Genomic DNA, 16,279 nt, shown 5'->3' with positions numbered 1-16,279 from the left:
GCGGAAGCGCCGGGGCGCACGCCGGGCAGGACGACGCCCCTCCCCGCGCGCCAAGAACAGGGAGGGGCGTCGAGTCGGTGGGCTACGCGCGCTGGAGGCGGTAGCGCAGGGCGGCCAGCTCGGCGCGCAGCGCGGCCGGCAGGTGCGAGCCGAAGGTGTCGAAGAACTCCTCCGTCAGGTCGGCCTCGGCCAGCCACGACGACGTGTCGATCGCGAAGAGCTCCTCGAGATCCGCCGCGGGGAGGTCGAGACCCGTGAGATCGAGGTCTTCCGGGCGGGGCACGCGGCCGATCGGGGTGTCGACGGCCTCGACCTGCCCGTCGACGCGGCGGATGATCCAGTCGATCACGCGCGCGTTGTCGCCGAACCCGGGCCACAGGAACCGGCCGTCGTCGCCCTTGCGGAACCAGTTGACCTGGAAAATGCGGGGTGCCCGGTCGAAGCGCACCTTCTGCCCAACCCGGAGCCAGTGGGCGAAGTAGTCGCCCATGTTGTACCCGCAGAAGGGCAGCATCGCGAAGGGGTCGCGGCGCAGCTCGCCAACGGTCCCCTCCTGGGCGGCGGTCTTCTCACTCGACACCGTCGAGCCGAGGAAGACGCCGTGCGACCAGTCGGTCGCCTCGAGCACGAGCGGAACGTTGGTGGCCCGACGCCCCCCGAACAGGATCACATCGAGCGGCACGCCCTGGGGAGCCTCCCAGTCCGCGGCGATCTGCGGGCACTGGGCGGCGCCCACGGTGAAGCGGGAGTTGGGGTGCGCGGCGGGACGGCCCGAGGCGGGCGTCCAGTCGTTGCCCTCCCAGTCGATCAGGTGCGGCGGGGCCTCATCGGTGAGGCCCTCCCACCACACGTCGCCGTCGGGGCGTAGCGCGACGTTGGTGAAGATCGTGTTGCCCCACAGCGTCTCGACGGCAGTGACGTTGGTGGACTCACCCGTGCCGGGAGCGACCCCGAAGAAGCCGGCCTCGGGGTTGATGGCCCACAGGCGCCCGTCTTCGCCGGGGCGGATCCAGGTGATGTCGTCGCCGAGGGTCTCGACGCGCCAGCCGGGGATTGTCGGGCGGAGCATGGCGAGGTTCGTCTTGCCGCACGCCGAGGGGAACGCCGCCGCCACGTGGTACGCCTTCCCCTTCGGGTCGATCACGCGGATGAGCAGCATGTGCTCGGCGAGCCAGCCCTCGTCGCGACCGATCACCGAGGCGATGCGCAGAGCGAAGCACTTCTTCGCCAGGATCGCGTTGCCGCCGTAGCCCGAGCCGAACGACCACACCTCGAGGGTGTCGGGGAAGTGGACGATGTACTTCTCGTCGTTGCAGGGCCAGGGCACGTCCTCTTGCCCGGGGGCGAGGGGTGCGCCGACCGAGTGGACCGTCTTCACCCACGGCGCCCCCGCGGCGATCTGCTCGAGCACGGCGGTGCCCACACGGGTCATGATGCCGATGGATGCCACGGCGTAGGCGCTGTCGGTGATCTGCACGCCGATGTGACTCAGCGGCCCGCCGATCGCGCCCATCGAGAAGGGCACGACGTACATCGTGCGTCCGCGCATCGACCCCGCGAAGACGCCCTCGAGGGTCTGCCGAATCTCGTCCGGAGCGATCCAGTTGTTGGTGGGGCCGGCATCTTCCTCGTTCTCGGAGGCGATGAAGGTGCGGGACTCCAGGCGCGCGACGTCGCTCGGGTGCGAGCGGGCGAGGTAGGAGCCGGGGCGCCACTCGGGGTTGAGCTTGATGAGCTTGCCCTCGTCGACCATCTCGCGCAGGAGCACGTCGTTCTCGGCGGCGGAGCCGTCGACCCAGTGGATGCGATCGGGCTGGGTCAGCGCGGCGACCTCGTCGACCCACGCCTCGAGCGCGGCCAGACCCGGCCCCTCGAGAGAAGGGCGGATGCCGTGGGCGGGACGAGACGAGGACGCCGGGGCCGTCGCGACGGCGCGATCGGCGGGGCGGGCGAAAATGTCGGCGAGAGCCATGTCGATCTCCTCGATTGAGAGCGAATTCGGTGGTCTTCCTCCACTGTGACGCCTGCTCGCGGCATCTTTCCTGGTGAATGCAGCGCAAGAACCTGTCTTCTTTCGCTATCGTCAAAGAATGGCCTCGTCGCTCGAACTGACCACGCTCGGTCATCGCATCCGTCACCACCGCCTCGCGCGCGGGTACACCCTCGACGAGCTCGGGGCCCTCGTGGGCGTCGCGGGCAGCCAGCTGAGTCTCATCGAGAACGGCAAGCGCGAACCCAAGCTCTCCCTCCTCCAGGAGATCGCCCGGGCCACCGAGACCGAGGTGGCCGAGCTCCTCTCGACCGAGCCCCCGAACCGACGTGCCGCGCTCGAGATCGAACTGGAGCGGGCGCAATCCAGCCCCTTCTTCCGTCAGCTCGGCATCGCGCCCGTCAAGATCACCAAGGGCACGAGCGACGAGACGATCGAGGCCGTCCTGGGGTTGCATCGCGAGCTGCAGCGCCGCGAGCGCGAGACGATCGCGAGCCCCGAAGAAGCCCGGCGCGCCAACACCGAGCTGCGGGTGCGCATGCGCGCGATCGACAATCACCTGCCCGACATCGAGAAGCTCGCCGAGAAGCAGCTCAAGGCCGCCGGTCACGGCACTGGCGCGTTGACGCACCGCACCGTCAGCATCATGGCCGAGCAGCTCGGCTTCGAGCTCATCTACGTCAGCGACCTGCCGCACTCCGCGCGCTCGGTGACCGACCTCGAACACGGACGCATCTACCTTCCCCCGGCATCCATTCCCGGTGGGCACGGTCTGCGCTCGATGGCGCTGCAGGCGATGGCGCACCGCCTGCTCGGGCACCGGCCGCCCACCGACTACGCCGACTTCCTGCAGCAGCGCCTCGAGATCAACTACTACGCCGCGTGCTGTCTCATGCCCGAGACGAACGCGGTCGCCTTCCTCGCGCAGGCGAAGAAAGACCGCAACCTCGCCGTCGAGGACTTCCGCGACGCGTTCGGCGTCACGCACGAAGCCGCCGCGATGCGCATGACGAACCTGATGACCCGGCATCTCGGCATCCGCCTGCACTTCCTCCGCGTCGACGACGACGGGGCGATCGCGCGCGTGTATGAGAACGACGGGCTCCCCCTGCCCACCGATGTCACGGGGTCGGTCGAGGGGCAGATCGTGTGCAAGAAGTTCTCGGCGCGGGCGGCGTTTTCGGAACACAACCGCACCACCGAGCACTACCAGTACACCGACACCCCCGCCGGGACGTTCTGGTGCTCCACCCAGACGGGCACGACCTCCGAGGGCGACTTCTCGATCACCGTCGGCGTTCCCTTCGACGACGCGCGATGGTTCCGCGGGCGCGACACCGTCACGCGCGGCGTCTCGCACTGCCCCGACGAGTCGTGCTGCCGCCGCCCCGACACCGAGGCGGCCCAGCGCTGGCAGGGCAAGGCCTGGCCGAGCGCCCGGGTGCACCGGCACATGTTCTCGCCCCTCCCCCGCGGCATGTTCCCCGGGGTCGACGACGCCGAGGTGTTCGCGTTCCTCGACCGGCACGCGGGCGACTGAGCCCCGGGCCGGGTCTGGGGCAGGTGCCGGGCCGGGTGCGGCGCCGGGCGGGGCGCGGTGCCGGGCGGTGCGCCGCGCCGGGCGCCGGGTCGGGCGCGGCGCCGGTGCGGGCGCGCGCCGGGCGGTGCGCCGCGCACGGCGCCGGCCGCACAACTCCTGCACGACGCGGAGGATCCTGGCATCCAGACCGCCCGCGGCGACCCGACGCAGGAGTTATGCGGGTAGACCCCTCGCCCGCGGCGTGACTCGGTCCCGGCCAACACGGACGGCGCGCGCCGGGCGGTGCGCCGCGCGCGGCGCCGGCCGCACAACTCCTGCACAATGCGGAGGATCCTGGCATCCAGACCGCCCGCGGCGACCCGACGCAGGAGTTATGCGGATAGACCCCTCGCCCGCGGCGTGACTCGGTCACCGCCGACACGGACGACGCGCGCCGGGCGGTGCGCCGCGCACGGCACCGGCCGCACAACTCCTGCACAATGCGGAGGATCCTGGCATCCAGACCGCCCGCGGCGACCCGACGCAGGAGTTATGCGGATAGACCCCTCGCCCGCGGCGTGACTCGGTCACCGCCGACACCGACGTCGTGTCGGCGGCGTGCAGACACAACTCCGGCGCCTCAGCCGGCCAATGCCGCGGGAGGCCGCCGCTCGCCCCGCCCGCAGGAGTTGTGCGCGGCGGGGGAACGACGGATGCCACGACCCCGACGCTCCGAGGAGCGCGGGGCCCGAAGCACGCCGGGCCGGCCGCACAACTCCTGCAGCACGCCGGACTCCCCCCGCCGGGAGCCCGGCAGGGGCCGAAACGCAGGAGTTGTGCGCGGCGGGAAACGACGGATGCCACGACCCCGCGCCCGATCGGGGCGGCGAGGCCGTGGCATCCGTGGGTCAGGCGAAGGGGTTCGCCGTGAGGGTGTACTTCGTCTGCAGGTACTCGTGGATGCCCTCGTCGCCGCCCTCGCGGCCGAGGCCCGACTGCTTCCAGCCGCCGAACGGGGCGGCGGCGTTGGAGACCACGCCGACGTTGAGGCCCATCATCCCGGTCTCGAGGCGCTCGATCATGCGCTGACCGCGCGCGAGCGACTCGGTGAAGACGTACGAGACCAGGCCGTACTCGGTGTCGTTGGCGATGCGCACGGCATCGTCCTCGTCGTCGAACGGGACGATCGCGAGCACGGGCCCGAAGATCTCCTCGCGCAGGATGTCGCTGCCCGGCTGCACGTCGGAGACGACCGTCGGCTCGAAGAAGGTGCCGGGGCCGTCGACCGGCGACCCTCCCGTGGTGACCGTGGCACCGCGCTCGACGGCATCCCCGACGAGGGTGTTGGCCTTGTCGACCGCCCGGTCGTCGATGAGGGGTCCGATCTGCACGCCGTCCTCGGTTCCGCGGCCGATCTTCATGCCCTGCACCCGCTCGGTGACGCGACGGGTGAACTCTTCGACGACGGAGCGCTGCACGATGAAGCGGTTGGCAGCGGTGCAGGCCTGGCCGATGTTGCGGAACTTCGCCAGCATCGCCCCCTCGACCGCCTTGTCGAGGTCGGCGTCATCGAACACGACGAAGGGCGCGTTGCCGCCGAGCTCCATGGAGGTGCGCAGCACGCCCTGCGCCGACTGCTGCAGGAGTTTCTGTCCGACCGGCGTGGAGCCGGTGAACGAGAGCTTCCGCAGCCGCGGGTCGGCGATGATGCGCTCCGAGACCGCGGCGGTGCTCGTGGTGGTCACGACGTTGACGACGCCCGCCGGAACGCCGGCATCCTGCAGGATCTGCGCGAAGAACAGGGTCGTGAGGGGGGTGAGGGTGGCGGGCTTGATCACCACGGTGCAGCCGGCGGCCAGCGCCGGAGCAATCTTGCGCGTCGCCATGGCGAGGGGGAAGTTCCACGGGGTGATGAGGTAGCACGGCCCGACGGGGTGCTGTGTGACGATCATGCGGCCGGTGCCCTCGGGGTTCGCGCCGTAGCGGCCCTGGGTGTGGGCGGTGACCTCGCTGAACCAGCGGAGGAACTCCCCGCCGTAGGCGACCTCGCCCCGCGCCTCGGCGAGCGGCTTGCCCATTTCGAGCGTCATCAGCAGCGCGACGTCTTCCTTGCGCTCCTGCAGCAGGTCGAACGCGCGGCGGAGGATCTCGGCACGCTCACGCGCCGGCGTCGCCGCCCACGACGGGAACGCCTCGGCCGCGGCATCCATCGCCGCCACGCCGTCGGCGACCGAGGCGTCGGCGATCTCGCGGATCACCTCGCCGGTGGCCGGGTCGTTGACCTTGACGGTCTTGCCGCCCTCGGCCGCGCGCCACTCGCCGTTGATCAACAAGCCGGTCGGTACGGATGCCAGCAACTCGCTCTCGCGCGGATCGGTCATGGGTCCTCCTGTGTCGGTGCGGGTCTCCCCGCTCATTCTGGTCAGCACGCGGTCACGCGCCGATATACATGGCGTACAACCCGCACTCCTCGGTGGCCGAGTGGGCGAGCGCAAGGGTGCCGACGACGCCCCTCCCCCGCCGATAAACGCGATTCGCGGCGAGAAACGCGACGCCGCGGCGTTTCTCGCCGCGAATCGCGTTTATCGAGAAGGGAGGGCGGCGGCGACCGCGGGACGCATGGCGCCGGCGAGGAACCGCTCCAGCGCCTCGGGCGCCGTGAGCGGCAGCACGTGCGCGACGTACTGGTCGGGGCGGACCACGACGACGGCCCCCTCGGCGCCGATCCCGCGCTCGGCGAAGATGTCGTCGGTCGTCCACGCCGAGGGGGCGGCGGCGAAAACCTTCTCGAGGTCGGTGAGACCGAGCGGCCCCGACCGCGGCCGGAAGAGCGCCGGCACTTGGGTCACGCTCTCCCACGCGCCGGGGTAGATCGCCTTGACGTCGAACACCGCATCCAGATCTGCCCCGTCGGGGGTGAAGCGCTCGACGACCGCACGCGCGGCCTCGGCCCAGTCGCGCAGCGCCGCGCCCTCGGCATCCGCGAAGGCATACACGCGCCAGCGACCGTCCGCGCGGGCGTGGTGTCCGAGGTGCACGGGATTGCCGTCGCACACCCGCACGACCTCGACGCTCTTGAAACGCTTGCCGACCGGGAATCCGGATGCCAGCTCCTGCGCCGCGTCCGACCCCACGATCGACGACGGACCGTACTGCGTCATGAACCCCGAGGGGAACTCGGCCGTGGCGAGGTAGTACGTGGACAGCTCGTCGGGATCGGTGATCTCGCCGGGCTTGCGGGCCATGAGCGAAGACCACTCGCGGTCGAAGTCGATGAGCTGCTGCGCGACCGGCTGCCGCTCCGACGAGTAGGTGCGCAGGAGATCCGCCGGCGCGAGCCCGGTGAGCACGTGCCCGAGCTTCCAGCCCAGGTTGAACCCGTCCTGCATCGAGACGTTCATGCCCTGCCCCGCCTTCGCGCTGTGCGTGTGGCACGCGTCACCGGTGAGGAAGACGCGGGGGTTCTCCTCGTCGTCGTCGAAGCGGTCGGTCACCCGGTGCCCCACCTCGTAGACGCTGTGCCAGGCGACCTGCTTCACGTCGATGGCGTAGGGGTGAAGAATCTCGTTCGCCCGGCGGATGATCTCCTCGATCGGGGTCTGCCGCACCCGGTGGTCGTCGTCGGCGGCGACCTCGCCGAGGTCGATGTACATGCGGCTGAGGTAGCCACCCTCGCGCGGAATGTGGAGGATGTTGCCCGCTGCCGCGTTGATCGCGCACTTGATCCGCCAGTCGGGGAAGTCGGTCTCGACGAGCACGTCCATGACGCCCCACGCGTGCTGCGACGCGGCGCCGACGTGGGTGCGCCCGATCGCGTGGCGCACGCCGCTGCGCGCGCCGTCGCACCCGGCGACGTACTTCGCGCGGATGGTCCGCTCGCCCCCGGCATCCCGCACCCGCACCTCGACGGGGTACTCGCCCCCGTCGTGCACGGTGAGGTCGAGAAACTCGACACCGTAGTCGGGCACGATGCGCGCGGGTCCGAGAGCGGCGGCCTCGGCGAAGTAGTCGAGCACGCGGGCCTGGTTGACGATGAGGTGCGGGTACTCGCTGATCTTCAGCGCGTAGTCCTCGGTGCGGGTCGTGCGGACGATCCGCTCGGGCGCCTCGGGGTCGGGGGCCCAGAAGTTCATCCATCCGATGTTGTACGCCTCGGCGGTGATGCGCGCGGCGAAGCCGAACGCCTCGAAGGTCTCGACGCTCCGGGGTTGGATGCCGTCGGCCTGGCCGAGCACGAGGCGCCCCTCGCGCTTCTCGATGACGCGCGTGGTCACGTGAGGAAACTGCGACATCTGCGCGGCGAGCAGCATGCCCGCGGGCCCCGATCCCACGATGAGGACGTCGACCTCGTCGGGCACAGTCGCGGGGCGGTCGAGACCTGTGCCGGCGGCGGGCTGCACCCTGGGGTCGCCCGAGACATAGCCGTGGTGATGGAACTGCATGCTTCTCCTGACCTCGATGTCGGGTTGCACCGCTCCGGCGCGGTGTTCTATATTCGAACGCAACGTTCGTCTATCGAACGATACAGTAGCCCGCGCGCCTCCCCGGGGGCAAGAGAGGACGCCCGTGGTGACCGTCGCACCCGCGTCGCAGACGCTGAGCCGTGGCATCCGTCTGCTCGAAGAACTCGCCGCGGCGCGCACCCCCCTCTCGATCGACGACCTCGCCGCACGCGTGGAGCTCCACCGGTCGGTCGCCTACCGCCTGCTGCGGACGCTCGAAGACCATGGGCTCGTCTCGCGGGATGCCGCCGGTGCCGTACGCCTGGGCACGGGGCTGGCCGCTCTGGCCGCCGGGGTCGCCGCCGATCTGCAGTCCGAGGCGCTGCCCGAGCTCACGGCCGCGGCGAACGATCTCGGCATGACGTGCTTCCTCGTGGTGCTCGATCACGACGAGTGCGTCACGCTCGCGAGCGTCGAACCGCGCCACACCGTCACCGCCGTGGCGCAGCGCCCGGGCGCACGGCATCCCGTGACGCGGGGCGCGCCGGGGCGCGTGATCCTCGCGCAACTCCCCCCGCGCCGCTGGCCCGACGACCTCGACGCGGCACTCGCGGCTGAGGTCGCCGCCGCCGCTGACCGCGGCTGGGCGACCAGTCACGACGAGGTCGTGCCGTCGCTGCGCGCGGTCGCGGTACCGCTGGCCGTGCAGGGCCGCGAACCCGCCGCGGTCGCGACCGTCCACGTCGCCACCGACCTCGACGACGCCGTGATCGCCGCCCGCCTGGCCGTGGCCGCCGCCGCCATCCGCGCCGCGCTCTGACGACGCCACCCCCGAGAAACGCGATCCCCGTCGAGAAACGCTCCGCCGCCGCGTTTCCCGGCGGGCACGGCGTTTATCGGCGAAGGGCGGGGACCCGCCACCGCGTCACACAGGGCGGGGACCCGCCCGCGCGTCACAAAGGGCGGGGACCCGCCCGCGCGTCACACAGGGCGGGGACCCGCCCGCGCGTCAGACGCGCGCGCTTGCCCCGTCCACCGGCACGAGCCGCGTGAGCTGGGTGACGTGCCGCGGCTCGAGCTCGTCGAGGCTCGAGACCCCGAGCAGCGCCATGGTGCGCTCGATCTCGCTGCGCAGGATCGCGATCGTGCGATCCACACCCTGCCGGCCACCGGCCATGAGCCCGTAGAGGTACGCACGTCCGATGAGCGTGAACTTCGCCCCCAGGGCGATGGATGCCACGATGTCGGCGCCGTTCATGATGCCGGTGTCGACCATGATCGTGGCGTCTTTACCCACCTCGCGCACGACCTTCGGCAGCAGGTGGAACGGGATGGGGGCGCGGTCGAGCTGGCGACCGCCGTGGTTGGACAGCACGATCCCGTCGACGCCCAGGTCGACCAGGCGCGCGGCGTCGGTGACGTTCTGCACACCCTTCACGACGAGCTTGCCCGGCCACATGCCGCGGATGACGTCGAGGTCGTCGTAGCTGATCGTGGGGTCCATGGCGGCGTTCAGCAGTTCACCCACGGTTCCCCCGGTGGTGCTGAGCGAGGCGAACTCGAGCTTCGGGGTGGTGAGGAAATCGAACCACCACCACGGACGCGGGATCGCGTTCACGATCGTGCCGAGGGTCAGCTGCGGGGGGATCGAGAAGCCGTTGCGCTTGTCGCGCAGCCGCGCACCGGCGACGGGGGTGTCAACCGTGAACATCAGCGTGTCGAATCCGGCGGCAGCGGCCCGTTCGACCAGCCCGAACGAGATCTCGCGCTGGCGCATCACGTAGAGCTGGAACCAGTTGCGGCCGACGGGGTTGGCGGCCTTCACACCCTCGATCGAGGTCGTCCCCAGCGTCGAAAGGGTGAACGGGATGCCGGCCGCGGCGGCCGCGGAGGCGCCGGCGGTCTCGCCCTCGGTCTGCATCAGCCGGGTGAAGCCGGTGGGCGCGATACCGAAGGGCAGCGCCGAGGGCCCACCGAGGATCTCGCACGACGTGTCGACGTGGGCCGCGGGGCGCAGGATATCGGGGTGGAACTCCACGTCCTCGAACGCGTGCCGTGCACGGTCGAGCGAGAGCTCTCCCTCGGCCGCACCGTCGGTGTAGTCGAACGCGGCCTTGGGCGTGCGGCGCTTGGCGATCGTGCGGAGGTCGGCGATGGTGAGCGCCGCGTCGAGACGCCGCTTCCGGGCATCGAGCTCCGGCTTCTTGAACTGCATGAGCTCGAGGAGCTCACCGACCTGGGGCAGCTGCCGCTGAACCATGGGATCTCGCTTTCTTGTGGTCTGACCACAGGGTACGCCGCTGAGGGGAGGTGGGGGCCGCCGTCAGGGATGCGGGTCGAAACGCCGCGGGGAATGGGCTCGCGCGACGCGCGCGCGGAGGTCTTCGAGCGTGACGTCGTCGCCGAGCCACCCGAGCGCGCGAGCCTGGACGAGAACGTTGCCGAGAGCCGTGGCCTCGACGGGCCCGGCCAGCACCGGCAGCCCCACGCGGTCCGCGGTGGCCTGGCACAGGAGCGCGTTGAGCGCACCACCACCCACGAGATGCACGACATCGACCTCGCGTCCGGCGAGATCGCCCGCCGTGCGGATCGCGGCGGCGAAGGCCGCGGCGATGCTCTCGACGATGACCCGGGCGAATCGGGCCCGGTCGGCGCGCCCCGGCACCTCGACGCCGAGGAGCGTCGCGATGCGCGAGGGCATGTCGCCCGGGGCCGACAGAGACGGATCGCCGGCGTCGAAGAGCCGCTCGGGGCGGTCGACCCGTGCCGCTGCGGCAAGGAGAGCGGGCAGGTCGACGACGGCGCCGTCCTGCGCCTCCCACGCCCGCACCGTCTCGCTCAGCAACCACAGGCCGGTCACGTTGTGCAGGAAGCGCACCCGCCCATCGACGCCGCCTTCGTTGGTGAAGTTGGCCGCGCGGGCGGCATCCGACACGATCGGCTCGGGCACCTCGAGGCCCACCAGCCCCCAGGTCCCGCAGGAGACATACGCGGCGTTCGGCGTCGAGAGCGGGGCCGCGACGACGGCGGAGGCCGTGTCGTGCGATCCCACCGCGATCACCGGCACTCCCGCCCCGGCCTCGCCCGCGACGACGCCGCCGATCGTCTGTCCGGGGTCGATGAGGTCGGGCAGCACCCCGGGACGCACGCCGATCCGCTCCGCGAGGTCGGCATCCCACTCCCCGGTGTGCACGTCGAGCAGGCCCGTCGTCGAGGCGTTCGTCCGCTCGGCGACACGCCGGCCCGTCAGACGGAACGCGAGGAGGTCGGGGATGAGCAGGGTCGTCTCGGCGTCGGCGATCCGGGCATCGGCGGCGTACTGGTACAGGGTGGTGAAGGGGAGGAACTGCAGTCCGTTCCGCCGGTACAGCTCGTCGAAGGGGACCACCGCGTGCACGGCATCCACCCCCCGCGCCGTCCGCGCGTCGCGGTAGTGGAACGGCTCGGCGAGGAGCTCGTCACCGCGCAGCAGGCCGTAATCGACCGCCCACGAGTCGATGCCGATGCTCTCGATCCCGGGCTCGCGGCGCATGGCCTCGGCGAGGCCCGCACGCACGTGCTGCCACAGCGCTTCGAGGTCCCAGTGCCACCCGTCGGCCCGTTCGACCGGTCCGTTCGGGAACCGGGCGACCTGTTCCAGCTCGAGGATCCCCTCGCCGACCCGCCCGATCATGACGCGACCGCTCGTGGCGCCGAGATCCACGGCGACGACGGATCGGGTCGCGGTCATCGGAGGAATGCCGCGGCGACGCCGGAGTCCACGGGCACGTGCAGACCGGTCGTGCGCGAGAGTTCGGGACCGGTGAGCACGTACACGGCGTCGGCGACGTTCTCGGGTACGACCTCGCGCTTGAGGATCGTGCGGTTGGCGTAGAACTGGCCGAGGTCTTCTTCTTTCACGCCGTAGGTCGCGGCGCGGTTCGCCCCCCAGCCCGCGGCGAAGATGCCCGAGCCGCGCACGACGCCGTCGGGGTTGATGCCGTTGACACGAACCCCGTGCTCGCCGAGCTCGACCGCGAGCAGACGCACCTGGTGCGCCTGGTCGGCCTTGGTCGCCGAGTACGCGATGTTGTTGGGGCCGGCGAAGACGGAGTTCTTCGACGAGATGTAGATGACGTCGCCGCCCATCCCCTGCTCGATGAGCGCTTTCGCCGCGGCCTTCGACACCAGGAACGACCCCTTGGCCATCACATCGTGCTGCAGATCCCAGTCCTTCTCGGTGGTCTCCAGGAGCGGCTTCGACAGCGACAGACCGGCGTTGTTCACGACGAGGTCGATCCCGCCGAACGCGAGCACCGTGGCATCGATCGCGGCCTGCACGCCCGCGGCATCCGCGACGTTGGCCGCGACGCCGATCGCGACGTCGGTCGAGCCGAGCTCCGCGGCCACGGCCTGCGCCTTCTCGAGGTCGAGATCGGCAACGACGACGCACGCGCCCTCGGCGGCCAGACGCGTGGCGATGGCCTTGCCGATTCCGGATGCCGCGCCCGTGACGAACGCGACCCGGCCCTGGTGCGTCTTCGGCTTCGGCATCCGCTGGAGCTTCGCCTCCTCCAGCGCCCAGTACTCGATGCGGAACTTCTCGGCATCCGAGATGGGCGCGTAGGTCGACAGCGCCTCGGCTCCGCGCATGACGTTGATGGCGTTGACGTAGAACTCCCCCGCCACGCGCGCGGTCTGCTTGTTCGCGCCGAACGAGAACATGCCCACGCCCGGAACGAGCACGATCAGCGGGTCGGCACCGCGCATCGCCGGCGAATCCGCGTCCGCGTGCGCGTCGTAGTAGGCCTGGTAGTCGACGCGGTAGGCGGCGTGAAGCTCCCGCAGCCGCGCGATCGCCTCGTCGACGGGGGCGTCGGCGGGAAGGTCGAGCAGCAGGGGCGTGACCTTCGTGCGCAAGAAGTGATCGGGGCAGCTCGTGCCGAGCGCGGCCAGGGCGGGCGCCTTTTCGGATGCCAGGAAGTCGAGCACGACGTCGGCGTCGGTGAAGTGGCCGACCATGGGCTTGTCGGTGGACGCGAGGCCCCGGATGGTGGGAGCGAGGGCGGCGGCCTTGGCGCGGCGGTCGGCGTCGGACAGAGGGGCGAAGCCCGCGCGTACCCCGCCGAAGGGGGCGACGGAACCGTGCTCGTCGATGTAGGCCTGCGCCGTGTCGATGATCCAGAGGCTGTTGCGCTCGGCCTCCTCGGACGTGTCGCCCCACGCCGTGATGCCGTGGCCGCCGAGGATCGTGCCGATCGCCTGCGGGTTCGCGGCCTTGATCGCGGCGATGTCGAGGCCCAGCTGGAAGCCGGGGCGGCGCCACGGCACCCACACGACCTTGTCGCCGAAGATGGTCGCCGTCAGCGCTTCGCCGTCGGCGGCGGTCGCGATCGCGATACCGGCGTCGGGGTGCAGGTGGTCGACGTGCGCGGCATCCACGAGTCCGTGCATGGCGGTGTCGATCGAGGGCGCGGCCCCGCCTTTACCGTGCAGGCAGTAGTCGAACGCGGCGACCATCTCGTCTTCGCGGTCGATGCCGGGGTACACGTCGACGAGGGCACGCATGCGGTCCAGTCGCAGCACGGCGAGCCCCTTGTCGGTCAGGGTGCCCAGGTCACCCCCGGAGCCCTTCACCCACAGGAGCTCGACCGGCTCCCCCGTGACGGGGTCGACGTCGGTGCCCTTGGCCGAGGTGTTGCCCCCGGCGTAGTTGGTGACCTTCGGGTCAGAGCCGAGGCGGTTGCTGCGCGCGATCAGGTCGGCGGCGGTCTGGGTGGTCATGCGGGATCCTCGCGGTCGTGTGCGGCGTCGGAAGCGGGTCGGGATGAGAGAGGGGCACCGGGGCGGCAGATCGGGCGCCGCCCCGGTGGGTCGGGTCAGGCGCCCCAGCCGGCCTGGGTGCCGCCGACGCGTTCGGCGGCGATCCGCGACAGGTGGCCGGAGGCGGCGTAGGCGGCCATCGGGTCGGCGGGCAGCCCTCGGGACACGCGCCACTCGGCGAGCGCGGGACGCACGTCGGTGGAGAACGCGTCCATCAGCACCGCGTTGGCGGCGAGGACGTCGTTGTCGTTCTGCGCCGCCGACAGCGCGTCACGGTCGAGCAGGAGCGCACGGGCGGTCATCTCCTGCACATTGAGCACCGAGCGGATCTGGCCGGGGATCTTGTCCTCGATGTTGTGGCACTGGTCGAGCATGAACGCCACGTCGGGGTTGTTCAGTCCCCCGCCGCGCACGACCTCCACGAGGATGCGGAAGAGCTGGAACGGGTCAGCTGCTCCCACGATGAGGTCGTCGTCGGCGTAGAACCGCGAGTTGAAGTCGAAGGAGCCGAGCTTTCCGAGGCGAAGGAGCTGCATCACGATGAACTCGATGTTCGTGCCCGGTGCGTGGTGACCGGTGTCGAGGCACACCATCGCCTTACCGCCGAGGGCGGCGACCTGCACGTAGGAGGTCCCCCAGTCCGGAACATCGGTGTGGTAGAACGCCGGCTCGAAGAACTTGTACTCCAGCACGAGGCGCTGCTCCTCGCCGAGGCGAGCGTAGATCTGCTGCAGCGAATCCTGGAGGCGGTCCTGCCGGTCGCGCATGTCGTTCTGGCCCGGGTAGTTCGACCCCTCGGCCAGCCAGATCTTCAGATCGCGCGAGCCCGTGGCATCCATGATGTCGATGCACTCGAGGTGGTGGTCGATGGCCTTGCGCCGAATCCGCTCGTCGTGGTGTGTGAGGGCGCCGAACTTGTAGTCCTCGTCCTGGAAGGTGTTGGAGTTGACCGTCCCGAGGCGCACGCCGAGGTCTTCGGCGTGACGGCGAAGCGCAGCGTAGTCGTCGACGCGGTCCCACGGAATGTGGAGGGCCACCGTGGGTGCGAGAGCGGTGAGCCGGTTCACCTCGGCGGCGTCGGCGATCTTCTCGAACGGATCGCGCGGCGTGCCGGGCGTCGGGAAGACGCGGAAGCGCGTGCCGGAGTTGCCGAAGGCCCAGGAGGGCAGTTCGATCGCCTGACCTTCCAGGGCCGCGAGGGTCTCGGGGGTGAAGGGTGTCATGCGCGCTGGCTTCCTGTCGGGGCGGAGATCTCGGCGACGACGGTGAGCGCCGATCGATCTTCGCGAACTGAGTGAGTGAATCGTTTCATTGCACTATAGACACGAGAATCGGTTGGCGGCAAGCGTCGTCCCGCCCCGCAGGAGCGCTGCGCTATCGTCAACGGATCGGGAGGAGGGCCCCAGCGCCATGGCGGTGAAGATCAAAGACGTCGCCGCGCACGCCGGCGTGTCGGTGGGAACCGTGTCGAACGTGCTCAACGGGCGGCAGACGGTCTCGGATGCCGCCGCCGAGCGCGTGCGCGCGGCCATCGAGTCGCTCGGCTACGTGCGCAACGACGCGGCGCGACAGCTGCGCGCCGGACGCAGTCGCAGCATCGCTCTCGTCGTGCTCGACGCGGGCAACCCCTTCTTCGCCGCCCTCGCGCGCGGCGCCGAAAATCGCGCGGCCGAAGACGGGTACGTCGTGCTCCTCGGGTCCAGCGGCCACGACGCCGCCCGCGAGAACGCCTACCTCGAGCAGTTCCGCGAACAGCGCGTGGCGGGGCTGCTCATCACCCCGGCGCACGCCGACACCGACACCGTCCGCGACCTGCAGTCCTCCGGCATCCCGGTCGTCCTGGTCGACGAGCAGCCGGGCGATACCGGTGTCTGTTCGGTGTCGGTCGACGACGTCGAAGGCGGCCATCTCGCCGTGACCCACCTCCTGGAGAAGGGCCGCCGACGCATCGCCGTGGTCGCCGGCCCCCTCACGACGCGCCAGGTGGCCGACCGTCTGGAGGGCGCCCGGAAGGCGGTGGCCGGGGTCGCCGACGCACGGTTGGAGATCATCCCGGCCGACGCCATGACGGTCCTTGCCGGACGCGCCGTCGGCGAGCGCTTGCGCGAGCGCACCGACCGGCCCGACGCGGTCTTCGCCACGAACGACCTCCTGGCCGTCGGTGTGCTGCAGGCCCTCACGATCCTCGGCGACGTCGAAGTGCCCGGCGAGATCGCCCTTGTCGGGTATGACGACATCGACTTCGCCGCCGCCGCGGTCGTGCCCCTCACCTCGGTGCGCCAGCCCGCGGAGGCACTGGGCTACACCGCCGTCGACCTGCTGCTCCGGCACCTCGACGGCACACTCGCGCCGGAGGAGCGCGAGGTGCGGTTCCGTCCCGAACTCGCCGAGCGCGCGTCCAGCGGCTGATCCCGCCCCGGCCCGCCGGAGGGCCGGCAGATCGGAGGCCGCCGCTCGCCGCACCTCCGACCTGGTTGCCGATCCCCCGGCACCGGCTCCTATACTCGATCCCGTCAGGCGCACGAG

General features: G+C 71.0%; 10 protein-coding genes. 3 read left to right on the top strand and 7 right to left on the bottom strand.

Going from position 1 to position 16,279, the window contains the following annotated elements; genetic code table 11:
* Window positions 1–82: 82 nt before the first annotated feature.
* On the bottom strand, window positions 83–1,972 hold the full coding sequence (locus tag ACU6WY_RS03370) for a phosphoenolpyruvate carboxykinase (GTP) (RefSeq protein ID WP_483821054.1): 1,890 nt from the start codon (window positions 1,970–1,972) through the stop codon (window positions 83–85).
* Window positions 1,973–2,090: 118 nt separating this feature from the next.
* Here ACU6WY_RS03370 and ACU6WY_RS03365 point away from each other — a divergent pair, with 118 nt between their 5' ends.
* Entirely contained in the window at window positions 2,091–3,530 is a 1,440-nt protein-coding gene (locus ACU6WY_RS03365) for a helix-turn-helix domain-containing protein (protein ID WP_483821053.1), read from the top strand.
* 887 nt (window positions 3,531–4,417) lie between these two features.
* Here ACU6WY_RS03365 and ACU6WY_RS03360 read toward each other — a convergent pair.
* Both ACU6WY_RS03360 and ACU6WY_RS03355 read right to left on the bottom strand, forming a co-directional pair.
* A complete protein-coding gene (locus tag ACU6WY_RS03360) occupies window positions 4,418–5,890 on the bottom strand; it encodes an NAD-dependent succinate-semialdehyde dehydrogenase (RefSeq protein WP_483821052.1) in 1,473 nt (490 codons plus the stop codon).
* 201 nt (window positions 5,891–6,091) lie between these two features.
* Window positions 6,092–7,951 (bottom strand): FAD-dependent monooxygenase, encoded by a 1,860-nt coding sequence (locus tag ACU6WY_RS03355; protein WP_483821051.1) that lies wholly within the window; start codon window positions 7,949–7,951, stop codon window positions 6,092–6,094.
* A gap of 124 nt (window positions 7,952–8,075) precedes the next feature.
* Here ACU6WY_RS03355 and ACU6WY_RS03350 point away from each other — a divergent pair, with 124 nt between their 5' ends.
* Window positions 8,076–8,771, top strand: coding sequence for an IclR family transcriptional regulator (locus ACU6WY_RS03350; RefSeq protein WP_483821050.1), 696 nt, complete (start codon window positions 8,076–8,078; stop codon window positions 8,769–8,771).
* Between the two features lie 189 nt (window positions 8,772–8,960).
* Here ACU6WY_RS03350 and ACU6WY_RS03345 read toward each other — a convergent pair whose 3' ends face one another.
* From ACU6WY_RS03345 to rhaI, 4 genes are all read right to left on the bottom strand, one after another.
* Entirely contained in the window at window positions 8,961–10,211 is a 1,251-nt protein-coding gene (locus tag ACU6WY_RS03345; protein ID WP_483821049.1) for an alpha-hydroxy acid oxidase, read from the bottom strand.
* Between the two features lie 63 nt (window positions 10,212–10,274).
* Complete coding sequence (locus tag ACU6WY_RS03340; protein WP_483821048.1) at window positions 10,275–11,681, bottom strand: rhamnulokinase; 1,407 nt, start codon at window positions 11,679–11,681, stop codon at window positions 10,275–10,277.
* Window positions 11,678–13,714 (bottom strand): bifunctional aldolase/short-chain dehydrogenase, encoded by a 2,037-nt coding sequence (locus ACU6WY_RS03335; RefSeq protein WP_483821047.1) that lies wholly within the window; start codon window positions 13,712–13,714, stop codon window positions 11,678–11,680. The genes ACU6WY_RS03340 and ACU6WY_RS03335 overlap by 4 nt, the downstream gene beginning before the upstream one ends.
* 95 nt (window positions 13,715–13,809) lie before the next feature.
* Complete coding sequence (rhaI, locus tag ACU6WY_RS03330; RefSeq protein WP_483821046.1) at window positions 13,810–14,976, bottom strand: L-rhamnose isomerase; 1,167 nt, start codon at window positions 14,974–14,976, stop codon at window positions 13,810–13,812.
* Window positions 14,977–15,163: 187 nt separating this feature from the next.
* On the opposite strand from rhaI, the gene ACU6WY_RS03325 reads away from it, so the two are divergent.
* On the top strand, window positions 15,164–16,162 hold the full coding sequence (locus ACU6WY_RS03325; protein ID WP_483821045.1) for a LacI family DNA-binding transcriptional regulator: 999 nt from the start codon (window positions 15,164–15,166) through the stop codon (window positions 16,160–16,162).
* The last annotated feature ends 117 nt before the right edge of the window (window positions 16,163–16,279 follow it).

The sequence above is a fragment of the Microbacterium sp. ZW3a genome, assembly GCF_057167165.1.
The sequence above is the reverse complement of the archived record's forward strand: the minus strand, read 5'-3'. Positions and strand labels throughout refer to the sequence as shown.

Coding starts and splice junctions, on each gene's coding strand:
- ACU6WY_RS03370 (WP_483821054.1), bottom strand. CDS start 1,972: ATGGCTCTCGCCGACATTTTCGCCCGCCCCGCCGATCGCGCCGTCGCG.
- ACU6WY_RS03365 (WP_483821053.1), top strand. CDS start 2,091: ATGGCCTCGTCGCTCGAACTGACCACGCTCGGTCATCGCATCCGTCAC.
- ACU6WY_RS03360 (WP_483821052.1), bottom strand. CDS start 5,890: ATGACCGATCCGCGCGAGAGCGAGTTGCTGGCATCCGTACCGACCGGC.
- ACU6WY_RS03355 (WP_483821051.1), bottom strand. CDS start 7,951: ATGCAGTTCCATCACCACGGCTATGTCTCGGGCGACCCCAGGGTGCAG.
- ACU6WY_RS03345 (WP_483821049.1), bottom strand. CDS start 10,211: ATGGTTCAGCGGCAGCTGCCCCAGGTCGGTGAGCTCCTCGAGCTCATG.
- ACU6WY_RS03340 (WP_483821048.1), bottom strand. CDS start 11,681: ATGACCGCGACCCGATCCGTCGTCGCCGTGGATCTCGGCGCCACGAGC.
- ACU6WY_RS03335 (WP_483821047.1), bottom strand. CDS start 13,714: ATGACCACCCAGACCGCCGCCGACCTGATCGCGCGCAGCAACCGCCTC.
- rhaI (WP_483821046.1), bottom strand. CDS start 14,976: ATGACACCCTTCACCCCCGAGACCCTCGCGGCCCTGGAAGGTCAGGCG.
- ACU6WY_RS03325 (WP_483821045.1), top strand. CDS start 15,164: ATGGCGGTGAAGATCAAAGACGTCGCCGCGCACGCCGGCGTGTCGGTG.